The 19,604-nt window shown below is 54.2% G+C and carries 21 protein-coding genes and 1 tRNA gene; 7 read left to right on the forward strand and 15 right to left on the reverse strand.

Translation table 11 applies throughout. The features are described 5' to 3' along the window. Nucleotides 1-6 precede the first annotated feature (6 nt). From M0644_RS11215 to M0644_RS11235, 5 genes are read right to left on the reverse strand one after another with little or no spacing between them, the layout of a single operon-like run. Nucleotides 7-717 carry an NrtR DNA-binding winged helix domain-containing protein gene (locus M0644_RS11215; RefSeq protein WP_149820881.1) on the reverse strand — a complete coding sequence of 237 codons (711 nt, stop codon included), beginning with the start codon at nucleotides 715-717 and terminating at the stop codon, nucleotides 7-9. Further along, on the reverse strand, nucleotides 714-1,274 hold the full coding sequence (locus tag M0644_RS11220) for a nicotinate-nucleotide adenylyltransferase (protein WP_149820883.1): 561 nt from the start codon (nucleotides 1,272-1,274) through the stop codon (nucleotides 714-716). The genes M0644_RS11215 and M0644_RS11220 overlap by 4 nt, the downstream gene beginning before the upstream one ends. Continuing rightward, entirely contained in the window at nucleotides 1,271-2,584 is a 1,314-nt protein-coding gene (locus M0644_RS11225) for a nicotinate phosphoribosyltransferase (protein ID WP_149820885.1), read from the reverse strand. Before M0644_RS11225 ends, M0644_RS11220 begins: the two co-directional genes overlap by 4 nt. 23 nt (nucleotides 2,585-2,607) lie before the next feature. Next, complete coding sequence (locus tag M0644_RS11230) at nucleotides 2,608-3,597, reverse strand: o-succinylbenzoate synthase (protein ID WP_286625748.1); 990 nt, start codon at nucleotides 3,595-3,597, stop codon at nucleotides 2,608-2,610. Between the two features lie 12 nt (nucleotides 3,598-3,609). Further along, nucleotides 3,610-4,059 (reverse strand): hypothetical protein, encoded by a 450-nt coding sequence (locus M0644_RS11235; protein WP_149820889.1) that lies wholly within the window; start codon nucleotides 4,057-4,059, stop codon nucleotides 3,610-3,612. A gap of 158 nt (nucleotides 4,060-4,217) precedes the next feature. Between M0644_RS11235 and recJ the strand changes: the two genes are divergently transcribed. Then, a complete protein-coding gene (gene recJ, locus M0644_RS11240; RefSeq protein WP_286625749.1) occupies nucleotides 4,218-6,470 on the forward strand; it encodes a single-stranded-DNA-specific exonuclease RecJ in 2,253 nt (750 codons plus the stop codon). A 290-nt stretch (nucleotides 6,471-6,760) separates the two neighbouring features. On the opposite strand, the gene M0644_RS11245 is transcribed toward recJ, so the two are convergent. Beyond that, complete coding sequence (locus M0644_RS11245) at nucleotides 6,761-7,513, reverse strand: YebC/PmpR family DNA-binding transcriptional regulator (RefSeq protein WP_149820893.1); 753 nt, start codon at nucleotides 7,511-7,513, stop codon at nucleotides 6,761-6,763. Nucleotides 7,514-7,598: 85 nt separating this feature from the next. Continuing rightward, complete coding sequence (locus M0644_RS11250) at nucleotides 7,599-7,739, reverse strand: photosystem II reaction center protein K (RefSeq protein ID WP_399373920.1); 141 nt, start codon at nucleotides 7,737-7,739, stop codon at nucleotides 7,599-7,601. A 79-nt stretch (nucleotides 7,740-7,818) separates the two neighbouring features. Between M0644_RS11250 and tadA the strand changes: the two genes are divergently transcribed. After that, nucleotides 7,819-8,313, forward strand: a complete 495-nt coding sequence (tadA, locus tag M0644_RS11255; RefSeq protein ID WP_149820895.1) for a tRNA adenosine(34) deaminase TadA — start codon at nucleotides 7,819-7,821, stop codon at nucleotides 8,311-8,313. Here the strand turns inward: tadA and folK are convergent. Next, a complete protein-coding gene (gene folK / locus M0644_RS11260; RefSeq protein WP_286625750.1) occupies nucleotides 8,234-8,815 on the reverse strand; it encodes a 2-amino-4-hydroxy-6-hydroxymethyldihydropteridine diphosphokinase in 582 nt (193 codons plus the stop codon). The two genes, tadA and folK, sit on opposite strands and share 80 nt — an antisense overlap. A 69-nt stretch (nucleotides 8,816-8,884) precedes the next feature. Here folK and btpA point away from each other — a divergent pair, with 69 nt between their 5' ends. After that, nucleotides 8,885-9,775: a photosystem I biogenesis protein BtpA gene (gene btpA / locus M0644_RS11265; RefSeq protein ID WP_149820900.1), complete on the forward strand. Its 891-nt coding sequence runs from the start codon at nucleotides 8,885-8,887 to the stop codon at nucleotides 9,773-9,775. A 2-nt stretch (nucleotides 9,776-9,777) separates the two neighbouring features. On the opposite strand, the gene hisG is transcribed toward btpA, so the two are convergent. From hisG to queF, 5 genes are all read right to left on the reverse strand, one after another. Beyond that, the gene (gene hisG / locus M0644_RS11270; RefSeq protein ID WP_149820902.1) at nucleotides 9,778-10,413 is read right to left on the reverse strand and encodes an ATP phosphoribosyltransferase; all 636 of its coding nucleotides are present in this window, start codon (nucleotides 10,411-10,413) and stop codon (nucleotides 9,778-9,780) included. A gap of 3 nt (nucleotides 10,414-10,416) precedes the next feature. Continuing rightward, on the reverse strand, nucleotides 10,417-11,643 hold the full coding sequence (locus M0644_RS11275) for an ATP phosphoribosyltransferase regulatory subunit (RefSeq protein ID WP_149820904.1): 1,227 nt from the start codon (nucleotides 11,641-11,643) through the stop codon (nucleotides 10,417-10,419). Between the two features lie 6 nt (nucleotides 11,644-11,649). Next, entirely contained in the window at nucleotides 11,650-12,597 is a 948-nt protein-coding gene (locus M0644_RS11280) for a DnaJ domain-containing protein (RefSeq protein WP_286625753.1), read from the reverse strand. Between the two features lie 177 nt (nucleotides 12,598-12,774). Then, nucleotides 12,775-12,846, reverse strand: a tRNA-Gly gene (locus M0644_RS11285). A 19-nt stretch (nucleotides 12,847-12,865) separates the two neighbouring features. Continuing rightward, the gene (gene queF / locus M0644_RS11290; protein WP_149820908.1) at nucleotides 12,866-13,264 is read right to left on the reverse strand and encodes a preQ(1) synthase; all 399 of its coding nucleotides are present in this window, start codon (nucleotides 13,262-13,264) and stop codon (nucleotides 12,866-12,868) included. 143 nt (nucleotides 13,265-13,407) lie between these two features. On the opposite strand from queF, the gene M0644_RS11295 reads away from it, so the two are divergent. Continuing rightward, nucleotides 13,408-13,647, forward strand: coding sequence for a hypothetical protein (locus M0644_RS11295; protein ID WP_149820910.1), 240 nt, complete (start codon nucleotides 13,408-13,410; stop codon nucleotides 13,645-13,647). A gap of 4 nt (nucleotides 13,648-13,651) precedes the next feature. On the opposite strand, the gene M0644_RS11300 is transcribed toward M0644_RS11295, so the two are convergent. Beyond that, a complete protein-coding gene (locus M0644_RS11300) occupies nucleotides 13,652-14,101 on the reverse strand; it encodes a fasciclin domain-containing protein (protein WP_149820912.1) in 450 nt (149 codons plus the stop codon). 162 nt (nucleotides 14,102-14,263) lie between these two features. Here M0644_RS11300 and M0644_RS11305 point away from each other — a divergent pair, with 162 nt between their 5' ends. Further along, on the forward strand, nucleotides 14,264-15,649 hold the full coding sequence (locus M0644_RS11305; protein WP_286625755.1) for an NAD-dependent succinate-semialdehyde dehydrogenase: 1,386 nt from the start codon (nucleotides 14,264-14,266) through the stop codon (nucleotides 15,647-15,649). On the opposite strand, the gene M0644_RS11310 is transcribed toward M0644_RS11305, so the two are convergent. Further along, complete coding sequence (locus M0644_RS11310; RefSeq protein WP_286625756.1) at nucleotides 15,646-17,589, reverse strand: ABC transporter ATP-binding protein/permease; 1,944 nt, start codon at nucleotides 17,587-17,589, stop codon at nucleotides 15,646-15,648. The genes M0644_RS11305 and M0644_RS11310 overlap by 4 nt on opposite strands. A gap of 73 nt (nucleotides 17,590-17,662) precedes the next feature. Here M0644_RS11310 and M0644_RS11315 point away from each other — a divergent pair, with 73 nt between their 5' ends. Both M0644_RS11315 and pflA read left to right on the forward strand, forming a co-directional pair. Beyond that, the gene (locus tag M0644_RS11315; protein ID WP_286625757.1) at nucleotides 17,663-18,328 is read left to right on the forward strand and encodes a 1-acyl-sn-glycerol-3-phosphate acyltransferase; all 666 of its coding nucleotides are present in this window, start codon (nucleotides 17,663-17,665) and stop codon (nucleotides 18,326-18,328) included. 484 nt (nucleotides 18,329-18,812) lie between these two features. Further along, nucleotides 18,813-19,577 (forward strand): pyruvate formate-lyase-activating protein, encoded by a 765-nt coding sequence (gene pflA / locus M0644_RS11320; RefSeq protein WP_286625758.1) that lies wholly within the window; start codon nucleotides 18,813-18,815, stop codon nucleotides 19,575-19,577. The last annotated feature ends 27 nt before the right edge of the window (nucleotides 19,578-19,604 follow it).

Consider the following 19,604-nt stretch of genomic DNA (forward strand, 5'->3'; position numbering starts at 1 on the left):
CAAAGGTTAGACAAAAACTAGGGGCTTATCCTTAAGGGGCGCAAAGGCCTCGCGATCGAAGCGGTAGAGCGTTGCCGGTCGGCCCGCGCCGCGGATCACTTTTTGGTGCGTATCCTGCAAAATGCCGAGTTTCAAAAGCCGTGAGCGGAAATTGGAGTAGTCGGAGAAGTTGGCTCCCAAAACGGTGCTGTAAAACTGGTAAAGATCATTGAGGGTGAAATACTCAGGCAACACATCAAAAGCCACAGGGCTGTACTCCAGCTTATTGCAGAGGCGGCGGTGACCATAGGCCAAGATTTTGCTATGGTCAAAGGCCAGTTCTGGACAGGTACTTAGGGCAAACCACTGCACTGGAGATTCGCCCACCGCAATCAGTTCCGCATCGGCAAAGCGCACCAAGGCAAAGTAACTCACCGACAGATAGCGCTTGCCATAGGTGGTCTCGCGGGGATCCCGCGCCGGTTCGCCAAAGGTGTACAGTTGCTCCAGATAGAGGTTACTGACGCGAATTTTTTCCGCGAGGGTGCGATAGGCAGCCGCTTCGAGGGATTCCCCCTGCCGCACGAGGGTACCGGGGAGACTCCAATACCCGGCAAAGGGCACCTGTTGTCGCTGCACCAAGAGCACAAGGAGGCGATTTTGATCCGTATCCACGGAGAAAATGACGTTGTCCACACCGACAACAAATTCCGCAAGGGGCAAAGGGGAGGCGCTCATGGCTGGGAGTAGAGTCCTTGCTGCTGAATATACTGGGCGATCGCCGGCAGAAGTTGTTGTTCATCCCGCTGTTGCCGATAGGTCGTCGAGGAGACCGCTGGCCCCCGATAGTTTGCCAGTTCCATCTGGGGACACAATTGCCGCACAGCTTGCCAATCCTTGGGGTCAATGATGACGCCGGGACGCTGCAAGACCAAGAGCTTCACCTGTTTAAGGAGCTGCGCCGCCTGATACCACTGGGGCAGCTTAGCGAGAACATCACTGCCCACCACAAGGGTGAGGGGTTCATCGGGCCACTGTTGTTTCACCTGCTCAACGGAATGGATGGTGTAGGGGTGGCTGAGTTCGGGGTGGTGTTCGACGTTGGGGCGGTTGAGGCTGCGCACCAAGAGATTGAGCATGGCTTGGCGATAGGGCAAGGGGGTTTGCTGCCCTTTGAAGGGGTTATCGGCTGCCCACACTAGGACGCGGTCATAGCGATCGCTCAACCACTGGAGAATATCCCCGTGGGCGGCGGTGGGTGGATCAGCACTGGTACCAAAAAGGGCGATCGTCATGGGCGGTGGCGTAATTGTTGAATCAGGGTGTCAAGGGCAGGGGAATAAACCACGGGCTGGGTCACATCCAAGAGGGTCTCGGGCAACTCTGCTAGGCTGGCACGGTGGCGATCGCGAATTGTCGCCAAAGACTCCGGGGGAGAGAGGGGGCGCCCTGCCTTCATGACGGGTTCGAGGAGCGGTCTGCCCCAAACATTTTCCTCGCTGGCAAGGGCAAGGCAATCCCCACTGGGACGGCGATAAATTTGCTTGCGTCCGGGTAGGGTCATTTTGCCACTGGAGACCTTCATCACCCCCTGACCATTGATCTCCACTAGTTTATAGACACCGTTGACGGTTTCGCCGCTGACCAGCTTGGTGCCAATGCCATAGGCATCAATGGGGGCGTTGGCTGCTTTCAAGCGCCGAACTTCGGCTTCATCGAGATCCCCACTGGCAATAATTTTTGTTTGGGGCAAGAGCTGGCGAATTTTTTGGGAGAGGCTGAGGAGATCCCCTGAATCAATGCGCACGGCCTTGACGATAATTTCCCCGGCCGCTTGGCGATCGGCCAAAGTAGCAACGGCGGCGAGGGTGTCATAGGTGTCTACCAAGAGTGCCCCTTCCGGGTAGTAACGCAGGAAAACCGTAAAGGCATCCTGTTCTGTACCAGCGAGGGTGGCGATCGCCATCACCAGAGAATGCGCCATCGTGCCTGTGGGGGAAACCCCCAACTGCTGTGCTGCTAAGACATTCGAGGTGGCTGTAAATCCGGCGGCGAGGGCTGAGCGTGCTGCCCACAGGGACGCTTGGGGACTAAAGGCACGGCGCGTACCAAATTCCAACAGATCAATCTCTGCCCCCACCAACTGGCGCAGCCGAGAAGCGCGGGTGGCCACAAGGGTTTGGTAGTTCACGATATTGAGCAGACAAGTTTCTAGCCACTGGGCTTGCCAGAGGGGGGCTTCAATCCGCAGCAGGGGTTCTTGGGCAAACACCACTGTCCCTTCCGGAACCGCCCAGACATCCCCACGAAACTCACTGTGGCTCAACAGGTCCCAAAATGCTGCAGGTGCCCGCTCAAAAACCGCTAGACTTTTCAAGTAATCAATTTGCTGGGGGGTGAATTGCACCTGTTGTAGGTATTCCAGTACCTGAGCCAACCCCATGGCCACCAAATAGGTGCATCCCCGGGGCAGTCGCCGCACACTGAGTTCAAAGCTGGCGGGCGTCCCAGCCAAATCCTCACCTGCGTAGGTGGCTACCATTGTCAGTTGGTAGAGATCCGTCAGCAAACTGTAATCACTGGCGGCCAAGGTGAAACCTGTCATGGCTTTGAGAGGTGAAGGATGTTTTATTTATAGTAATTTTTACCATAATTGTCAAGGCAATCCCATATCGCTGTGTAATCCGCAAGAGTGGTCAGTAGGGGAGCCGATCGCCAGCGTTCGACGCCAAAGCCAAGGGCATGACAGGGCTGCCATGTTTCAAAGAGCTGAAAAATTGCCGTGCGGGCGATCGCCCCTTCGAGGGCAGAGGAAAAGACCAACCGTTGCGGTTCTAAACCTTGACGCAACAGGACACTCAAGCGTTCTGGAGAGCCAAAAAGCGCTGGCTTAATCACAAAGCGTCCCGGCCAGCCGCGCTCTAACCAACGCTGCAATTCAGTGGCACTGACCACACTTTCATCGAGGGCAATTGGTGTTGTCACCCTCTGGGCTAGGGTCAATAGGGCTTGCCATTGGTCAGGGGGTAGCGGTTGCTCCACATACTCAATTTTGCCGTTCCCATGGCGATCGAGCCAAGCAAACCACCGCTCTGCAGTTGCCAAATCCCAACCCCCATTGGCATCAAGGCGTAATTTAGCCCCCTGAGGCAGTGCGGCCAGTAGCTCCCTGAGGATCCCTTGCTCCTCCTCTGGGGACAGGACACCGACTTTCCATTTGAAGGTAGTTTGCCCCTGCTGCCAAGGCTGCTGCCACTGCTCAAGGGCGGCTCGACCACTGCCTAAAAGGGCGCAGATTGGCCAAGGGCGTAGCCGATAGGGAAGTTGGCTCACACTTTGCCATGCCGTGGCAAAACCAAACTGGGCGGCGGGTAAGTCCTCAGGAATTGCGGCAATGATCTCTGGGGTGAGGTGGGTGGGCAGTTGCTGACACAGGGCAATAGCGGCACTGAGGGTTTCGCTGCCCCAGCCGGGAAGGGGGGCAATTTCACCGTAGCCGACTTGACCTTGTTCATCTTCGAGGCGCAGATAAATCCCTGAGCGCGATCGCCAGACCCGCTGCGCCGTTGCCAAGGGTTCTCGAAGGAGTTCCTCGTACACCCGCCATTGCCAGCGCATCCGTGCAGGCCGCTAAACCCGTTCAAGCGTTGCCTCGAGCAAATGTTTGAGCTTATGGCTGTTGTGAATCCCACTCAGCAGTGTGTAATGATTGGCATCCAGTTGCCAGTAGTGCTCGAAGCCTGTACAGCGGTTGGCATCCCCCAGCAAAATAAACTGCTGCACGATCGCATGGGGCGTAATCCATCCCTCTCCCTCCAGCCGACCAAAGAGGCTGTGTTGGAGCACATAGGTAAACACCTGCTCATCCAATTCCAACTTCCCCCGCGACTGCAACACTAATTCTGGCTTGACTTGATCGGGAAAGGTGATCTTGGCGGCCATTGAAAACCAGTCATCTTGGCCGTAGGAGACAAGAATCCTCCCCGTCACGGGAATGGGTTCCTGATTGGCCTCTAACCACATTCCCTTGAGCAGCCACCGCCCCCCATCAACTAAAAACGTATGATTCACGTTTCTCATATCCCCAATGGCTGTCCTGATTGTATCGTTACCCTATGGGTAGGGGTAGAGATCAGCAGAAATTCTTGTTGGTTTCTCCAGCTTGCGCGGGCGATCGCTATGATTAAAGGAATAGTCAAAGAATATCTCTGCTGCCCTTCCCTAGAAACTGAACTTCCATGCAGCGTCCTTGGCAATCCTGTTCTGCTCACCCTGCCCCCTTAGACTTTATCGAGCAAGTCAAGAGCCTCCACCCCGATGCGGGGGCAATCACTGCCCAGTTGCTTTGGCAGCGGGGCTATCGCGATCTTCATCGGCAAGTGCCCGCTTTTTTAAATTGGCGACACTACCAACCTGCCTCTCCCTTTGAGTTTCCAGAAATGCAAGCTGCCCTAGCCCGTTTGCAGAAAGCCCTAAACAATCAAGAAAACGTTGCCATTTGGGGAGACTTTGACACCGATGGGGTCACGGCCACCGCCGTTCTCTGGGAAGGGCTAAAACCGCTTTTGGGGGCGCAATTGGTGGACTTTTATATTCCAAATCGCCAGCAAGATTCCCATGGTCTCTCGCCCCATGGCCTTGAGGAGCTTCAGCAAAAAGGAGTTTCCCTGATCATTACCTGTGATACGGGCTGTACCAATGGTGCTGAAATTGCCTTTGCCCGTCAGTTGGGGATGGAGGTGATTGTTACCGATCACCACACCCTTGAACCCACACCCTTGGGGGCTGTGGCGCTGATCAATCCGCGGCAGTTGCCTTGGGAGCATCCCCTGCGCCATTTATCCGGGGTTGGCGTTGCCTACAAGTTCTTGGAAGCCGTTTACGCAACATGGCCAGAGAAAACCCAAGGGTATGCCCTCGAAAACCTCCTTGATTTGGTGGCCATTGGCCTGATTGCCGACTTGGTTGAATTGAGGGATGAGTGCCGCTACCTTGCCCAGCGCGGCCTAGAACAACTCGGCAAGCGTCAGCCCCTCCGCCCGGGTATTGCTGTCCTTTTGCAGGGCGCGTCCAAAGACACGGCTCGGCAACGGCAGATTAGTTTTACCGTCGCACCCCGCCTCAATGCTGTCAGTCGTGTAGAGGGAGATGTGCGGCCTTTGATTACGCTGTTGACCACCCAAGATTGGCGTCAAGCACGGCAGTTGGCACAGCACATTGAAAAAGTGAATGCAGAACGGCAGCGACGCCAAAAAGAGATTGCTCAGATGGCTCATGCCAAAGTCGCTCAGTTGGACCTCTCAGCATCGCGGGTGATTCTCCTCACCGATAACAGTTGGCCCTTGAGTCTTTTGGGGCTAGTGGCAAACGAGATTGTCAAAACCTATGGCCGCCCCGCCATTTTGCTTCAGACAAATCCAGAAACGGGAATGGCAGCAGGTTCAGCGCGGTCTGATGGCTTTGTGGACCTCTATGAGGCACTCTATAGCCAACGGCACTTATTTGAGGGGTTTGGCGGGCATCCCTATGCAGCGGGCTTTCGGCTGAAGGTGGCGCATATTCCCCTTTTGGAAGCCGCCCTCAACCAATTCTTGGCACAGCAGGAGGGCACAGCTAGCGCCACACCGCAACCCTTGCGGATTGACTTGGAAGTGACCTTGGATCAACTCAATGAGCGATTGTTCAGGGAACTGGAAGTGTTGGCTCCCTTTGATTCAACTCACCATCCCTTGCCGCGATTGCTGGTGCGCAATGTGGAACTTACTGACCTCAAAGATAACCAGAACAGGGGGAATCAGAACATCAGAAAATACGTCTCAATGCTGCTTCGCGATCCCCAAGGGAAGTCCTCCTTTCCTGCCAAGTGGTGGGATCATCAAGTGGCGGATTGTCCCAAAGAACGCTGTGATCTGGTGATTGAGCTAGAGCAGTGGCAAAAGTCCCTATCAGCCGTCATTAAAGAGCTGCGACCCAGTGCAACGAATGTCATCCAATCGGCCTCTTTTCAGTCCCTCATGGATTATCGCGATCGCCCCCACGAGGCAAGCGGCAAGGGTCTGCGCGTCGAAACTTGCCCGACATCACGGGAAAGCTGGCGCCAGTGGATTCAGCGAGCGAAAAGGGAACAGCAACCTTTAATTCTGGCCTACTCTCTCCCCCCAGAGCAGGACGCCCTAAAAGTCTGGCAGGTATTTTTGACGTTATGCCAACAAGCCAGTCAACAGGGAACATCTTTACAACGCGAGGAGTTGCGGGAACACCTTGGCATTGAAGCGGCCACCTTGAACTATGCCCTCAATGTGCTGGAGACACTGGGGGTTCAAGTTATGCAGAGCGGAGAAGAGTTTTGGTGTGAATGGCCACCTGAAGTGAAGTCTTCCCCCCATACGGCGGTGGCCTTAGAGACCTTCACAGCAGCGATCGCCGAGGAAAATTTCCGTCGTCGCTATTTCGCTGCCGCCCCCCTCCCAGCGCTTCAGGAAACACATTAAAAACTGGCTACAACTTTTTTCAGCAGGGAACCTGAGGAACACACACGAGCCGACAGGGGAAACACACAAAGGCGGGAACACACGGGCAATCAACGTTGATTGAGAGAAGAAGAGCGATCGCTCTCAGGAGAGCCTCAGTCTGGTTACACACAACGTGCCTCGGTGCAATGCCTGCAACCGTACTTTTATGCTCCCACGGCTGCCTTTGGCTGCCTACCGTGTTTCCACTCAATTTTTTGAGTCTCAGCAGCGCAGAAATCTTTGCCAAAATCCCGTAAAACCACGGATGCCTAGACGTACATCGCCTCCATGAGGGCATCGCTCATCGTGACGTTGGTGGCCACACTTTGAATATCATCGAGATTTTCGAGGGCATCCATAAGCTTAAGGACGCGCCGCGCGGTATCTTCATCGGTGATTTCTACCGTATTCATTGAGACCCAGCGGCTTTCGGTGTCGAGAACAGTGTAGCCGTGTTCTTTCAGGGTTTCGCTGACGGTTTCTAGGGCAGGCACGGGACAGCGCACTTCAGCCACCCCCTCTAGGATCTCGTAGGTTTCCACATCCGCCGCCAGTAGTGCCTCAAGGAAGGCTTCCTCATCTGTAGGGGCGGTAACAGTAACAATGCCCCACTGCTCAAACATCCAGCCCACACAGCCGGTTTCGCCGAGGTTGCCCCCCTGTTTATTAAAGGCTGCCCGCAGATCCGCTGCCGTGCGATTGCGATTATCCGTGAGGGCCTCAATCAAAAACGCCACACCCCCCGGCCCATAGCCTTCGTAGCGAATTTCCTCTAGGGGAGCATCACTGTCGAGGGTACCGGTGCCCTTGGCGATCGCCCGCTCAATATTTTCACTGGGAATCCCCGCGGCTTTTGCCTTCTCAATCGCACTGCGCAGTTGAAAGTTGCCCGCTGGATCCCCTCCCCCATGCCGCGCCGCAATAATAATCGCTCGCGATAGCCGCGCAAAGGTCTTGCCCTTTTGGGCATCCACCCGCGCCTTTTGCCGTTTAATGTTTGCCCACTTACTGTGACCTGCCATAGGGGAAACACATGCCAAAAGTCAAGAAGAACCCCGCTGAAATCAACGGGGCAAGTCAACAGGGTTATTTTGATCGAAGCTATCTTTAACGGAAACCGACAGCGGCTTGCCAAACAAAGGCCAAGGCCAAAAAGAGCACAGGAATTACCGGCAGTACATCCACGAGGGGATCAAAAATGGCGTAGGCTTCCGGGAGTTTAGCAACCAAAACTAAAGAATCAATCATGGTGTTTTCCTAAAAGAATTCAGCGATCGCAAGAGAACTGAAAAAATAGTACCATAGCCACTGCGGCAACGGGATCGCCATGCCAGACATTCTCCCTTTATCCGAAACAGACCCGCATGACTTTTGGATGCAACAGGCGATCGCCCTCGCAGCACAGGCAGGAGCCGCCGATGAAGTGCCCGTAGGCGCGGTGATTGTCAGTGCCGAGAATGAACTCATTGCCACGGGGGAAAATCGCCGCCAGCGAGATCATGACCCCACTGCCCATGCGGAAATCATTGCCCTCCGCCGCGCGGGTCAACGTCTAGGTACGTGGTATTTAACGGGCTGCCGCCTCTATGTGACCCTAGAACCCTGCCCGATGTGTGCCGCTGCCATTGTTCAAGCCCGCATTCACACCCTCATCTACGGGACGACCGATCCAAAAGCAGGGGCCATTGATTCAGTGCTGCAACTTCCGCAAAGCCCAGCGGTGTTCCACCGGCTTCAGGTGATTAGCGGGGTTCAGGCGGCGGCCTGTCGGCAGCAGTTGCAAACGTGGTTTCGCCAGCATCGTCAGAAAGAACGGCAATAATGCCCGCATCCCCCACCCGCTCCCGTAGGGTTTGGATGGTTTCACCCAGTAGGGGGTGTCGCCAGTGGGGGGCGATCGCTGCAAGGGGCACAAGGACAAAGGGTCGCTCGGCCAAGCGGGGATGGGGCAGGGTGAGTTCGGCAGTGGTCATGACGCGATCGCCATAGAGCAGCAGATCCAGATCAAGCGTGCGGGATCCCCAATGCTCTTGCCGTTGGCGACCAAACTGCGTCTCAATCCTTTGCAGCGTTTGCAGAAGTGCCCAAGGGGAAAGTTGCGTTCGGGCAATAAGACAGCCATTCCAGTAGTCCGGTTGCAGGGGGCCTACGGGGGTCGTGCGATACCACGGCGAGCAGGCTAAGACATGAATCCCCGGCGTTTGGGCAAGCACTTGGACGGCTGAGCGCAGTTGCAGCAATGGCTCACCAAGGTTGCTTCCGAGGGCGATCGCCACGAGGGGGGGGTCAGACGGGGATATACTTAAGTCAGTGCATTCTGCCATTGTGCCTGTGTAGAGTGCCTGCCACTCCTCCTGTTATACCTGCACTGTTCACCTATTGCCGAAATCGTTGTGGATCTCCAGACTCTCTTTCACACTGCAACCCCCGTCATTGGTGTTGTCCACCTCCTTCCCTTACCCACCTCTGCCCGTTGGGGGGGGAGCCTGAAGGCCGTTATTGACCGCGCAGAACAGGAAGCCACAGCCCTCGCCTCAGGGGGAGCCAATGCCATTATTGTTGAGAATTTCTTTGATGCTCCCTTCACCAAAGATCGGGTGGATGCCGCCGTCGTTAGTGCCATGACCTTGGTGGTGCAGCGGTTAAAGAATCTGGTGGCCTTGCCCATTGGCCTGAATGTGCTGCGCAATGATGCCTTCAGTGGTCTGGCGATCGCTGCCTGTACCGGGGCACAATTTATCCGCGTTAATGTGCTCACTGGGGTAATGGCGACAGATCAAGGCATTATTGAAGGCCAAGCCCATCAACTCTTGCGCTACCGCCGCGAACTGGGGCAAGACATCAAAATTTTTGCCGATGTGATGGTAAAGCACGCCCAGCCGCTCCACAGTCCGAACCTCGCCACTGCGGTACGGGACACCTTTGAACGGGGACTCGCCGATGGGGTGATTCTCTCGGGTTGGGCAACGGGACATCCGCCCACTGAGGAAGATCTATCCGTCGCCGCCAGTGCCGCCAAGGGACAACCCCTCTTTATTGGCAGTGGTGCCTCTTGGGACAATGTGGAGCAATTAGTGCCCTACGTCAACGGCGTCATTGTTGCCAGTTCTCTGAAGCGCAATGGCCAGATTGAACAACCCATTGACCCCATTCGTGTCAGCCGTTTTGTCGAAGCATGGCAGCGGGCCCACCACAAGATTCAGGAACTCAATCGCGCCAATGGCAACTGCCGGGGGTCGATCAATGAACCCCTGCCAGCCATGGTTGTGCACGGCCAAAAATGAGATCAGGCGATCGCTCCTGTTAACTGCGGAACATAGTGTCCAAGCCCATTGAGGTTGAGGCGATAGCTGCGGGGATGGGCAATCAAGTAGGCGGTGCTGCTAAAAATTTGCTCTAACTCCACAAGGCCATTTTCCTTGAGGGTGCGCCCCGTTGACACCAAATCCACAATCGCCTCTGCCATCCCCGTAATCGGTCCCAGTTCCACCGAACCATAGAGCGGCACTATATCCACGGGCAAATCCAACTGCTGGAAAAAGGCATCGGCACAGCGGACAAACTTTGAGGCGACGCGGCAATGGGGGGGCAAATCGCGGGCACTGCGGTAGGGGCTAGAGGCTTTGACGGCCACCGACAGCCGACACTGACCAAAACCTAAATCCGCTAGCTTGGCCACGTGGGGATTTTTTTCCCGCAGCACATCGTAGCCCACAATGCCCAACTGCGCTTGACCATACTGCACATAAACCGGGACATCTTGGGCACGTACCAAAAGGGCACGGGCACGGCCATCCTCAGAAAGCACTTGTAGTTGGCGATTTCCCGGCTCGAGGAGCGCTGCAAAATTTAAGCCCACCCGTTGGAAGTAGGCAATACTATCTTTGAGTAGGGCACCTTTGGGTAGGGCGATCGTTAGCATGGCCTAGACACTCTGAATCTGCAAATAGGTTGCCCCATCACTGAGGGCTTCGATCTGCGGTGGCGCATCACGCTCAATCCAAGCAATATAGGGAATCTGGCGATCGCGGGCATAGGCGCGGATTTGTTCTGGCGTCAGATCTAGAAGTGCCAACTCCACCCGAGTCGAGCCATCCAAGCGTAGGGTTTGGGCATGGTGGAGGGCAGCAGCGAGGGCGTTGCTTGTGCGGGGAACCACCAGCCACTGACTACGGGGAGCTAAGAGAGCCGCTGGGGGAATGGCGATCGCCTGCAAGAGCGCCTCGACATTAAAGACAAAACCAATCCCCGGCACCGTGGCACCGTCTGGATGATAGATACTGAGCAGTTGATCATAGCGCCCCCCTTGAGCCACCAACCGCAGTTCCGTTTCCGTGGGAATTAAAACCTCAAAGATAATCCCCGTGTAGTAATCAAAGGACTGCACAAGGCTGAGATCAAGGGTAATCGCCAAAGACTCAGCCACCAAGCCCAACAACTGTTGCAATTCCCCAAAGCGATCGGCCACCCCTGCCACGTCAGACCACTGCGCCAAGCGTTCCCCCACTTCCCTTGGAGTGCCCCGTAGATCAAAGAGGGCAAGGGCGCGATCGCGCCAAGGAGCGGGGAGAGCCTGCAAACTCACGCGGTCTAAATTAGCCAAGCACTGGCGCACCGTTTTTTGCAGCTCCGCTGGAAAGGGACTGAGCAACTGTTGCGTCAGGTGGGCATCCCCCACCAAGAGATAGGCCTCCTCAACCGCTAACGCCCCAAGGCACTCCTGCACCAGCCAGAGAATTTCTGCATCCGCCGCTAAACCTGTTGCCCCCAGTAGCTCCACTCCCGCTTGGAAAAATTCCTGCTGGTTGCCCAACTCTGCCACGGTTGTCCGCCGAAAGACATTGGTTTTGTAATAGAGCCGTTGGGGCAGTTGCCTGCCTGCCATACGAGTTACAGCGGCACGAGCGATCGAAGCCGTTAATTCTGGCCGCAATCCCAAGGGTTCATCACCACTGCCTTGGACTTGAATGACCGTCTCGGGATGAACCGTTCCCCCTGCTGTGAGGGTTGCTAGGGTCTCGATCGTCGGCGTAATAATTTCTTGATACCCCCAGCTTTGAAAGACGCGCTCCAAGCGCTGCTCTAGCCACCGTTGCCGTGCCACATCAAGGGGCAAAATATCGCGGGCACCACAGGCAGGTTGATACACCATAGTGAATTATTTTTTCCCAAAAAGACCAAAGAAGGAAGATTTCTTTTTCTCCGGTTTTGGCGGCTCAGTATTTTTTTGCTGTTGCTGGGCTTTGCGCTCCCTCTTGCTAATTGCTTCGAGTCCCTGTATGGCCGTCACCTCTTGAGGATTCAGCTTCAGGGCTTGATTAAAGTGAATTTTGGCCATACTGAGGGAGCCTTGTTGCAGGTACACCTTGCCTAGGAGAGCATTGCAGCGGGCACTGCGGGGGTCAATTTTCAGGGCATCCTTCAATTCTTTGATGGCTTCCAGATAAATGCCTTTATTAAAGAGTTCCTCTGCCCGTCGGAGGTATTGCTCTGTAAATTGCTCTGTTTTGGGAGCCTCTGTCGGCGGTGTCGTCCCTGTGGCGGCTGCTGGTGTGGCACGCACTTGGGTTTCATCTGATTTGGGTGGGGGTGCAGGCGTAGAAACGGTGGGTGTGGCTGCGGTTGCCTTGCCGCCCGCCGATCGCCACAAGTAAATCAAATTGAGTTCACTAATTTGTTCGCTAATTTTCAGGGCATTGTTTAAGTCTTTGTACTGATCTTGGGCAAGGGTATTGAGCGCCTTTTGATAGGCTTCTTCAATATTGGCGGCGTTAAAGACTTCCTGTGCCAAATCAAAGGTGGGCGTTGGCACAATATTGGCCGTTAGCAGTTGCTTTTCAAGCAAGCGCAAAATGACTTGATATTCTTCCCGCTCTTTTTCTTGGGAAAGCACCTCATAGGCAGGATTCACAAACTTGGAGAGCAAATCACTGGCCATTTTTTTGCCCGATTCATCATCACGGCTGTCGGGGTGCAGTGTCTTGGCAATTTTGAGATACCGCTTGCGAATTTCCCCGGGTGCTGCCGACAATGGAATGCCTAGGGCAGCATGGAGATCCCGTTTGGAGTTAAAGCGACCCAGACCGTGATTGATCTCGAAGGGCATAATCAGTGAAACCGCAGGGGCAGAACATCATTAGATTATACCTGCTGATAGAGGGGGTTGGTGACCAAACAATTGGGTAAAGCCCCGCCCTTCATGGCTCCGCCACGCTAGCGCGAAAGGGCAGCTTTGAATCTCTGAAATGTCCTAGAGTACCGTATTTTGGTGGTTTTTAGGGAAAGCGGACGATGGGACTCGAACCCACGACGTTCAGCTTGGGAAGCTGACATTCTACCACTGAATTACGTCCGCAGTCTTGCAGTCTATAATTTTAGCACGAACTGTCCGGCTGGCGATGGTGTTCGACTGTAATAACGGTATGCACATTGCCACGGGGGGCAAAGTCCCCTTTGATTTTCATGTAGAGGGGGTCGCAGGCGGCCACGAGATCATCGAGGACTTGATTCACCGCTTCTTCGTGGGAAATGTAGCGATCGCGATAACTGTTGATGTAAAGCTTAATCGCTTTCAGTTCCACCACCTTTTCATGGGGAATATAGCTAACGTAAAGCGTGGCAAAGTCAGGATAGCCAGAAAATGGACACTTACAGGTAAACTCCGGCAGGGTAATCTCAATGGTGTATTGCCGACCGGGACGTGGATTGGGAAATGTAATCAGTTGCCCTTCTTGAATGGCGCGTTCGCCGTACTTCATTTCTGATACTTGCATTGTTTGGTTCCAACAGCTTGAGAACGACTCAGAGATTCTTTTTAGACCATAACTAAAGTTTATCAAGATTTAAGTTCCTAGCCCCTCGACACCAACGTTGCAGGGTGAGAATAGGGTAGAGAGGTTGTTGAGGCAAGAGTGCTATGGAACGTTATCAGCCAAATGGAACCCCTCTCTCAGAGGCCGATAAAGCAGAACTAGCCCAACTCAAACAACTGCTAGAGCGAGCGATCGCCGACGGCGTATTGACTGTCGACGAAATGGCGCAAATCAAGCGACAAATTCGCGCCGATGGCAAAGTCACCTATGAAGAGCTAGAGCTTTACCGCCAGTTTGTGGAGGAGAAAATCCGCCAAGGGCTTTTGGTGCGGGAAATTCGCTAACGCCCTAGACTTTGTAGGGGATGTTGGTGTCCTGAAAGGAGTGGGCTGGATTCAGCCCCATCAAGATCACGGTGTCAATGACATGGATAATACCGTTCTCCGCTTCAATATCAGCGGCAAGGACAGTGGCGTTTTTGACTTCCAAGGGATGATCGCCATGAATCGGAATAGTGGAACCTTCGAGGGAAGTGACAATTCCCATCTTTTTCAGGTCGGCGGCTTTGTAGGCACCGGCAACCACATGGTATTTGAGAATCCGCGCTAACTGGGGAGGATTTTGCACAAGGGAGGTAATGGTGCCATCGGGCAACTTGGCAAAGGCATCATCATTGGGGGCAAACACCGTAAAAGGCCCCGGCGATTGCAGGGCTTCCACCAGATTGGCCACCTTGACAGCAGTCACTAGTGTGGAAAAGCCAGGAGTATTCACTGCAACATCAACAATGGTTGCCATAAAAGCGTGCCCCAAAACTGCGATGAAAATGCACAACGATGGTTTGCGATCGCCCCATTCATCAAGAGGATAGGGACTGTAACAAACGCTAGAATTAGCATACTGAACCCACGTCCTAGGCGCTAGCGATCGCTGGCGTCAGCCAGATAGGGAAATTTAATCATGGCAATCGCGTCGGTTAATCCCACAACGGCTGAGGTCTTAAAAACTTTTTCCCCCTTAGGGGCTGAGGAAGTGGAGAGGGCGATTGCCCAAGGGGCGACGACCTTTGAGACCTATCGTCTGACAGCCTTTGAGCAGCGTGCCCAGTGGCTAGAAAACACAGCAAATCTCCTGCAACAGCAGCGGGATGCGGTTGCTCGCCTCATGACCCTTGAGATGGGTAAACCAATGACAGAGGCGCGGGCTGAAATTGACAAATGTGCGTGGGTGTGTCGTTACTATGCCGAGCAGGGGACAGCTTTCCTGCGGCCTGAATTAATTCCCACAGAGGCAAGCTACAGCGGGATTCATTACCAGCCCCTTGGCATTATTTTGGCCGTGATGCCGTGGAATTTTCCCTTTTGGCAGGTGTTTCGCTTTGCGGCACCGGCCTTGATGGCGGGGAATGTGGTTCTGCTCAAGCATGCTTCTAATGTGCCTCAGTGCGCGCTGGCGATCGCCCAGCTCTTGAGGGAAGCGGGCTTTCCTGCGGGGGTCTTTCAAACCCTGCTGATTCTTGGCAGTGCCGTTGCTGATCTGGTGGCGGATCCGCGTATTAAGGCAGCGACTCTCACGGGCAGCGAAGCAGCGGGCAAAAGTTTAGCCCAAGCAGCAGGTCAGCACCTCAAGAAAACCGTTCTGGAACTGGGGGGAAGTGATCCTTTTATTGTCATGCCCAGTGCCAATATCCCCCAAGCAATTGCCACCGCTGTCCAAGCCCGCATGATTAACAATGGCCAATCCTGCATTGCGGCTAAACGCTTTATTGTCCATGAGGCTGTCTATGACACCTTTGCCGAGGGCATGAAAGCCGCCTTCGAGACGTGGGTGATTGGCGATCCCTTGGAACCCACCACACAACTGGGGCCTCTTGCTACTGCCGCCATCCGTGATGAACTCCACGCCCAGGTTGAACTTGCCCTTGCCCATGGTGCCAAGGTCTTTTACCGCCGCAACCTTGATCTGCCGAGCCATTGTCAGCAGGGGTATTTCTTTGCGCCGACGATGTTGGCAGAGGTCACTCCAGATAACCCCGTGTTTACCCAAGAGCTATTTGGGCCTGTGGCAATGCTCTTTCGGGTACCGTCCCTAACTGCGGCAATCGAACTGGCCAATGCCACACCCTTTGGTTTAGGCGCCAGTGCTTGGACACAGGAGAGCGATGAAGCGGAGATCCTCGTGCGGGATCTCGAAGCGGGTGCTGTCTTCATTAACGCGATGGTCAAGTCAGATCCACGTTTGCCCTTTGGCGGGATCAAGACCTCTGGCTATGGCCGTGAACTGGGACGGGCAGGACTGTTGGAGTTTGTCAATATTAAAACAGTGTGCCGCTACGGCGATACCTAACTGAGGGCATAAAATTTCCATTCGCGATCGCCTTTGAGTTCTAAAACGTACTTGTGGTACTGCATCAGGCTCTCACGATGGCCAACACTAATGTAGTTGCGGGTGGTGCGCTGAATGTGCTCATAGACCCGTTTTTCGTTGGCTAAGTCTAGGGCGCTGGTGGCTTCGTCCAAAATGGCGTAGGGGCGGTGATTTAGCAGCAGGCGGGCGATCGCCAGTCGTTGTTGCTCCCCAAGCGACAGCACATCATCCCACGCTAATTCCACATCGAGGCCACCGACGCGATCCGGCAAATGTGCCAAGTTGACTTCGTTAAGGGCGTGCAAAAGCACATCGTCCGGGGTCTGGCGATCGCCACTGGGGTAGAGCAGTTGGGTGCGCAACGTACCCAGCACCATATAGGGGCGTTGGGGCAAAAAGAGCACTTCATCTACGGGGGGACGAATAATACGGCCACTGCCACTTTGCCAGAGTCCAGCGATCGCCCGCAGGAGCGAACTTTTACCCACCCCACTCGGCCCCATAATCACCACACTTTCCCCCGCCTCAAGGGCAAATGTGACATCTTCCACCAGCCGCCGTGCCAAGTTCGGTGTATCCACAGCCACGTGTTCTAGGGCAATGTAGGACTTCTCCACCAATTGAATTTGGGATTGGGGGGGCACTGGGGGCGTTGTCAAAACCTCATCAAACTCTGCCAAACGCTCAATACCCGCAATAAAGCCCGTGAGGTTCGTAAACTGGTTCACAATGATTGAGAGTGCCCCCAGCACCTGCGAGAAAGCAAAGCTGGCTTGGCTAATAGCACCAAAGTCAATCTCACCAGCAAAGTAGCGGGGAGCAACCACAGCTGCTGGCACAATCACCACAAAGTAGTTGTAGGCCGTGGTGAAAAACTCCAGATTGCGCTGCCAGCCAATCAAGAGGTTAAAGTTCCGCAGCACCTCGAGAAAGCGTTGACGCACCTGTACCGACTCTTGGCCTTCACCGCGATAAAAGGCAATGGACTCGGCATTATCGCGCACATGGACAAGGCCATAACGAAAGTCTGCTTCCCGTCGCAGTTGGTTAAAATTCAGCCAAATCAGGCGTTGCCCAATCAAAACGGTCACAATCGTACCGACAATGGCATAGCCAACCAAGGTCAGCGTTAGGGTTTGGGAGATACTCCAGAGAATGCCACTAAAGGCAATGAGGTCAATAATTTCGCCCAGAATGATTAGTAGAAACTGGAGTGAGGTTTGGGTAAATGAGCGGATATCCTCGGTGATCCGTTGATCAGGGTTATCAATCTCGCCTTGGTTTTCGATGGTGTAGTAGGCTCGATTCTGGAAATAGCGATCCAAAAAATGACGGGTGAGCCAATCCCGCCAGCGCAGCCCTAGATATTCGCGCACGTAGCGATAAATGACGACAATCGGCGTCCCCACCACAAAAACGCCAGCATACACCAAGAGGAATCGCCAGTAGGTTTCAGCATTTTTCTCCGCCAGTGCCGTCTGGAAGAAGCGCCCGACAAAGCTAATGATCACGTTGAGGCCACTCACAGAGAGGGAAAGCATCAGCAGTAACCCCAAGAGTGCCCACGCTTGCCACCGCGGCAGCAGGGGTTGCCGCAGCAGCGCAAAAACGCCCAAGGGGACAATCACCGTCCCCAGCAGAATACTACGGCTGAGGGGCTGTGCCCACAGGGATTGCATCATCTCCATGAGGCCGCCAGCAATTTGTCCCATCAGTTCGGGGGCAAGGGCATTAAGGCCAAAGGTCACGGCTGCCGTCAGACCGAAGAGGAAGCCAAACATGAGGGCAATGACTAGAAAAAGCAGCAGGATAAAGATCACACTGCTGCCCCAGCGATCGCGGGGAAAGAAATAGGGTTGGGCAATCCGCAGAAACTGCCCCCAAACACGGAGATTAAAGCGATGGGTCGGCTGCGACATTGGCTTGTTCCTCGACAGTGGCAAGGGGCTACAGGCCTACTATTGTAGTGGGGGCAGCTACAGAGGAGAACGGATGCGCCATAAAAAAACGGCACCCACCACATCTCATATCTCACCGTGGCTCTATTGGGGGTTGTGGCCAATTCATCGCCTATTTTTGCCCCTTTACTTTTCGCGGATTACGATTGTCGGTCGCGAGCAGTTGCCCAAGGAGGGTCATTTCTTGCTTGCCCCCAAGCACTGTAGCCGTTGGGATCCGGTGATTTTGCCCTTGGTGTGGCCTTATCCGCTACGCTTTATGACCAATGCGATCGAGTTTGGCGGGGTGCAGGGCTGGTTTATCCGTCGTCTGGGTGCCTTTGCTGTGAACCTCAACCGTCCTCAGCCCAGTAGTTTGCGCCATGTGCTGGAGATTCTCAATGCAGGTCAGCCCCTAGTGATCTTTCCCGAGGGTGGGATTGTGCCGGATCAGGTAGTACGTCCCCTGAAGCCCGGTCTTGCCCGTCTTGTCTTGCAGGCCGATCGCCCCCTGCCGATTTTTCCCGTTGGTATTGCCTACGATCCACAGCCGCAGTTTCGTGCGCGGGTAGCCCTTTGGATTGGAGCGCCCCTGTGGACGCCCGCTGAGCGCGAGGGCAACCTCAAACAACAGGCTATGGAATTAACGCAGCAACTGGAAGCAGCCTTACATGCAGCCGTGCTTGAGGCCCGCAAATGTGCGCGATCGCAGGGCGAGTAGAGCTACTTTGTCACTAATCACGCAATTGGCCTAGATCAAGAGAATTTTGTAGAATAAAGACAAGATTGAACAAGTCCTCAAAAGCCTCAATCTTGATATTTTCCAAGCTTTGAGCGAGCGATCGCCCATCAATAGGGGTGTACTTAAAGACTCTTTATTAAGTTAGGCAACGTTGCGAAACAACCACCAATCCTAAAAGTTAATTAAGACAGCGGGCAAATTGTGCCTCTGCTTTTATGCTGAAATTATAGTTTTACCAAGCGCAGCACTGTACTGCTCTTTTCCCAAGAATGGAGCACGTTCAAAATGGCTACATAACAGATGTACCCCCTAGGCCGTAGGCAAGATGTAGAGAGCAATTGAAAACGGAGTTTTTGTTACCGGGATACTTTCTTAAGCGATTAAAATTTTAGCGAATTCTTAGAGAGGTGCTCTTCAACCCTATAAACGCTATCTCAAGCGATCTATTGTCACCGAGGTTCCAATGATGGTTTCTACACTCCCTGAAAAACAACCCGAAAAACAAAAGGTGACAGGTTACATTCACTCCGTTGAAACCTGTGGCACAGTCGACGGCCCTGGTATCCGCTATGTGATTTTTACCCAAGGGTGTCCGCTGCGCTGTCTGTACTGCCACAATCCCGACTGTCGTGAACCCCATCAGGGCAAGCTCGTAACCGTGGATGAACTGATTGCCGATATTCAGCGCTACCAATCCTATCTGCGCCAAGGGGGCGTAACAGCCAGCGGCGGTGAACCCCTGATGCAGCCAGAATTTGTCCGCGAAATTTTTGAGCGTTGTCACGAGTTGGGATTGCACACTGCCCTAGATACCTCAGGTTATGTGGTTTTGGAGGCGGCCAAGCCGGTGGTGGCGGCAACGGATCTGGTGTTGCTCGACATTAAATCCTTTCTGCCCGAGACCTATCGGCGGGTCACCAGTGTCACGATTACCCCCACCTTGGAGTTGGCCAAGTACCTAGATGAGATCCATAAACCGACGTGGATCCGCTTTGTCTTGGTACCGGGGCTGACGGATGATCCCGAAAATATCCGGGGATTGGCGCAATTTGTGTCGGGTCTGCGTAACGTGGAGAAAGTGGAGGTGTTGCCCTTTCACAAAATGGGGGAATACAAATGGCAGCAATTAGGGCTGCCCTATGAACTGTTTGATACGCCGGCGGCGAGTCCAGAGGATGTCCAGCGGGCGATCGCCCTCTTCCGTGAATACGATCTCAACGTTCATTAACTTGCCCATTTAAGAAATTTCTTTCCT

This window comes from Thermosynechococcus sp. B1 (assembly GCF_030322985.1).
Lineage (GTDB): Bacteria > Cyanobacteriota > Cyanobacteriia > Thermosynechococcales > Thermosynechococcaceae > Thermosynechococcus.

Bases quoted from the DNA above. Each gene is read 5' to 3' on its own strand.
- M0644_RS11215 (WP_149820881.1), bottom strand. From the start codon at position 717: ATGAGCGCCTCCCCTTTGCCCCTTGCGGAATTTGTTGTCGGTGTGGAC.
- M0644_RS11220 (WP_149820883.1), bottom strand. From the start codon at position 1,274: ATGACGATCGCCCTTTTTGGTACCAGTGCTGATCCACCCACCGCCGCC.
- M0644_RS11225 (WP_149820885.1), bottom strand. From the start codon at position 2,584: ATGACAGGTTTCACCTTGGCCGCCAGTGATTACAGTTTGCTGACGGAT.
- M0644_RS11230 (WP_286625748.1), bottom strand. From the start codon at position 3,597: ATGCGCTGGCAATGGCGGGTGTACGAGGAACTCCTTCGAGAACCCTTG.
- M0644_RS11235 (WP_149820889.1), bottom strand. From the start codon at position 4,059: ATGAGAAACGTGAATCATACGTTTTTAGTTGATGGGGGGCGGTGGCTG.
- recJ (WP_286625749.1), top strand. From the start codon at position 4,218: ATGCAGCGTCCTTGGCAATCCTGTTCTGCTCACCCTGCCCCCTTAGAC.
- M0644_RS11245 (WP_149820893.1), bottom strand. From the start codon at position 7,513: ATGGCAGGTCACAGTAAGTGGGCAAACATTAAACGGCAAAAGGCGCGG.
- M0644_RS11250 (WP_399373920.1), bottom strand. From the start codon at position 7,739: ATGATTGATTCTTTAGTTTTGGTTGCTAAACTCCCGGAAGCCTACGCC.
- tadA (WP_149820895.1), top strand. From the start codon at position 7,819: ATGCCAGACATTCTCCCTTTATCCGAAACAGACCCGCATGACTTTTGG.
- folK (WP_286625750.1), bottom strand. From the start codon at position 8,815: ATGGCAGAATGCACTGACTTAAGTATATCCCCGTCTGACCCCCCCCTC.
- hisG (WP_149820902.1), bottom strand. From the start codon at position 10,413: ATGCTAACGATCGCCCTACCCAAAGGTGCCCTACTCAAAGATAGTATT.
- M0644_RS11275 (WP_149820904.1), bottom strand. From the start codon at position 11,643: ATGGTGTATCAACCTGCCTGTGGTGCCCGCGATATTTTGCCCCTTGAT.
- M0644_RS11280 (WP_286625753.1), bottom strand. From the start codon at position 12,597: ATGCCCTTCGAGATCAATCACGGTCTGGGTCGCTTTAACTCCAAACGG.
- queF (WP_149820908.1), bottom strand. From the start codon at position 13,264: ATGCAAGTATCAGAAATGAAGTACGGCGAACGCGCCATTCAAGAAGGG.
- M0644_RS11295 (WP_149820910.1), top strand. From the start codon at position 13,408: ATGGAACGTTATCAGCCAAATGGAACCCCTCTCTCAGAGGCCGATAAA.
- M0644_RS11300 (WP_149820912.1), bottom strand. From the start codon at position 14,101: ATGGCAACCATTGTTGATGTTGCAGTGAATACTCCTGGCTTTTCCACA.
- M0644_RS11305 (WP_286625755.1), top strand. From the start codon at position 14,264: ATGGCAATCGCGTCGGTTAATCCCACAACGGCTGAGGTCTTAAAAACT.
- M0644_RS11310 (WP_286625756.1), bottom strand. From the start codon at position 17,589: ATGTCGCAGCCGACCCATCGCTTTAATCTCCGTGTTTGGGGGCAGTTT.
- M0644_RS11315 (WP_286625757.1), top strand. From the start codon at position 17,663: ATGCGCCATAAAAAAACGGCACCCACCACATCTCATATCTCACCGTGG.
- pflA (WP_286625758.1), top strand. From the start codon at position 18,813: ATGATGGTTTCTACACTCCCTGAAAAACAACCCGAAAAACAAAAGGTG.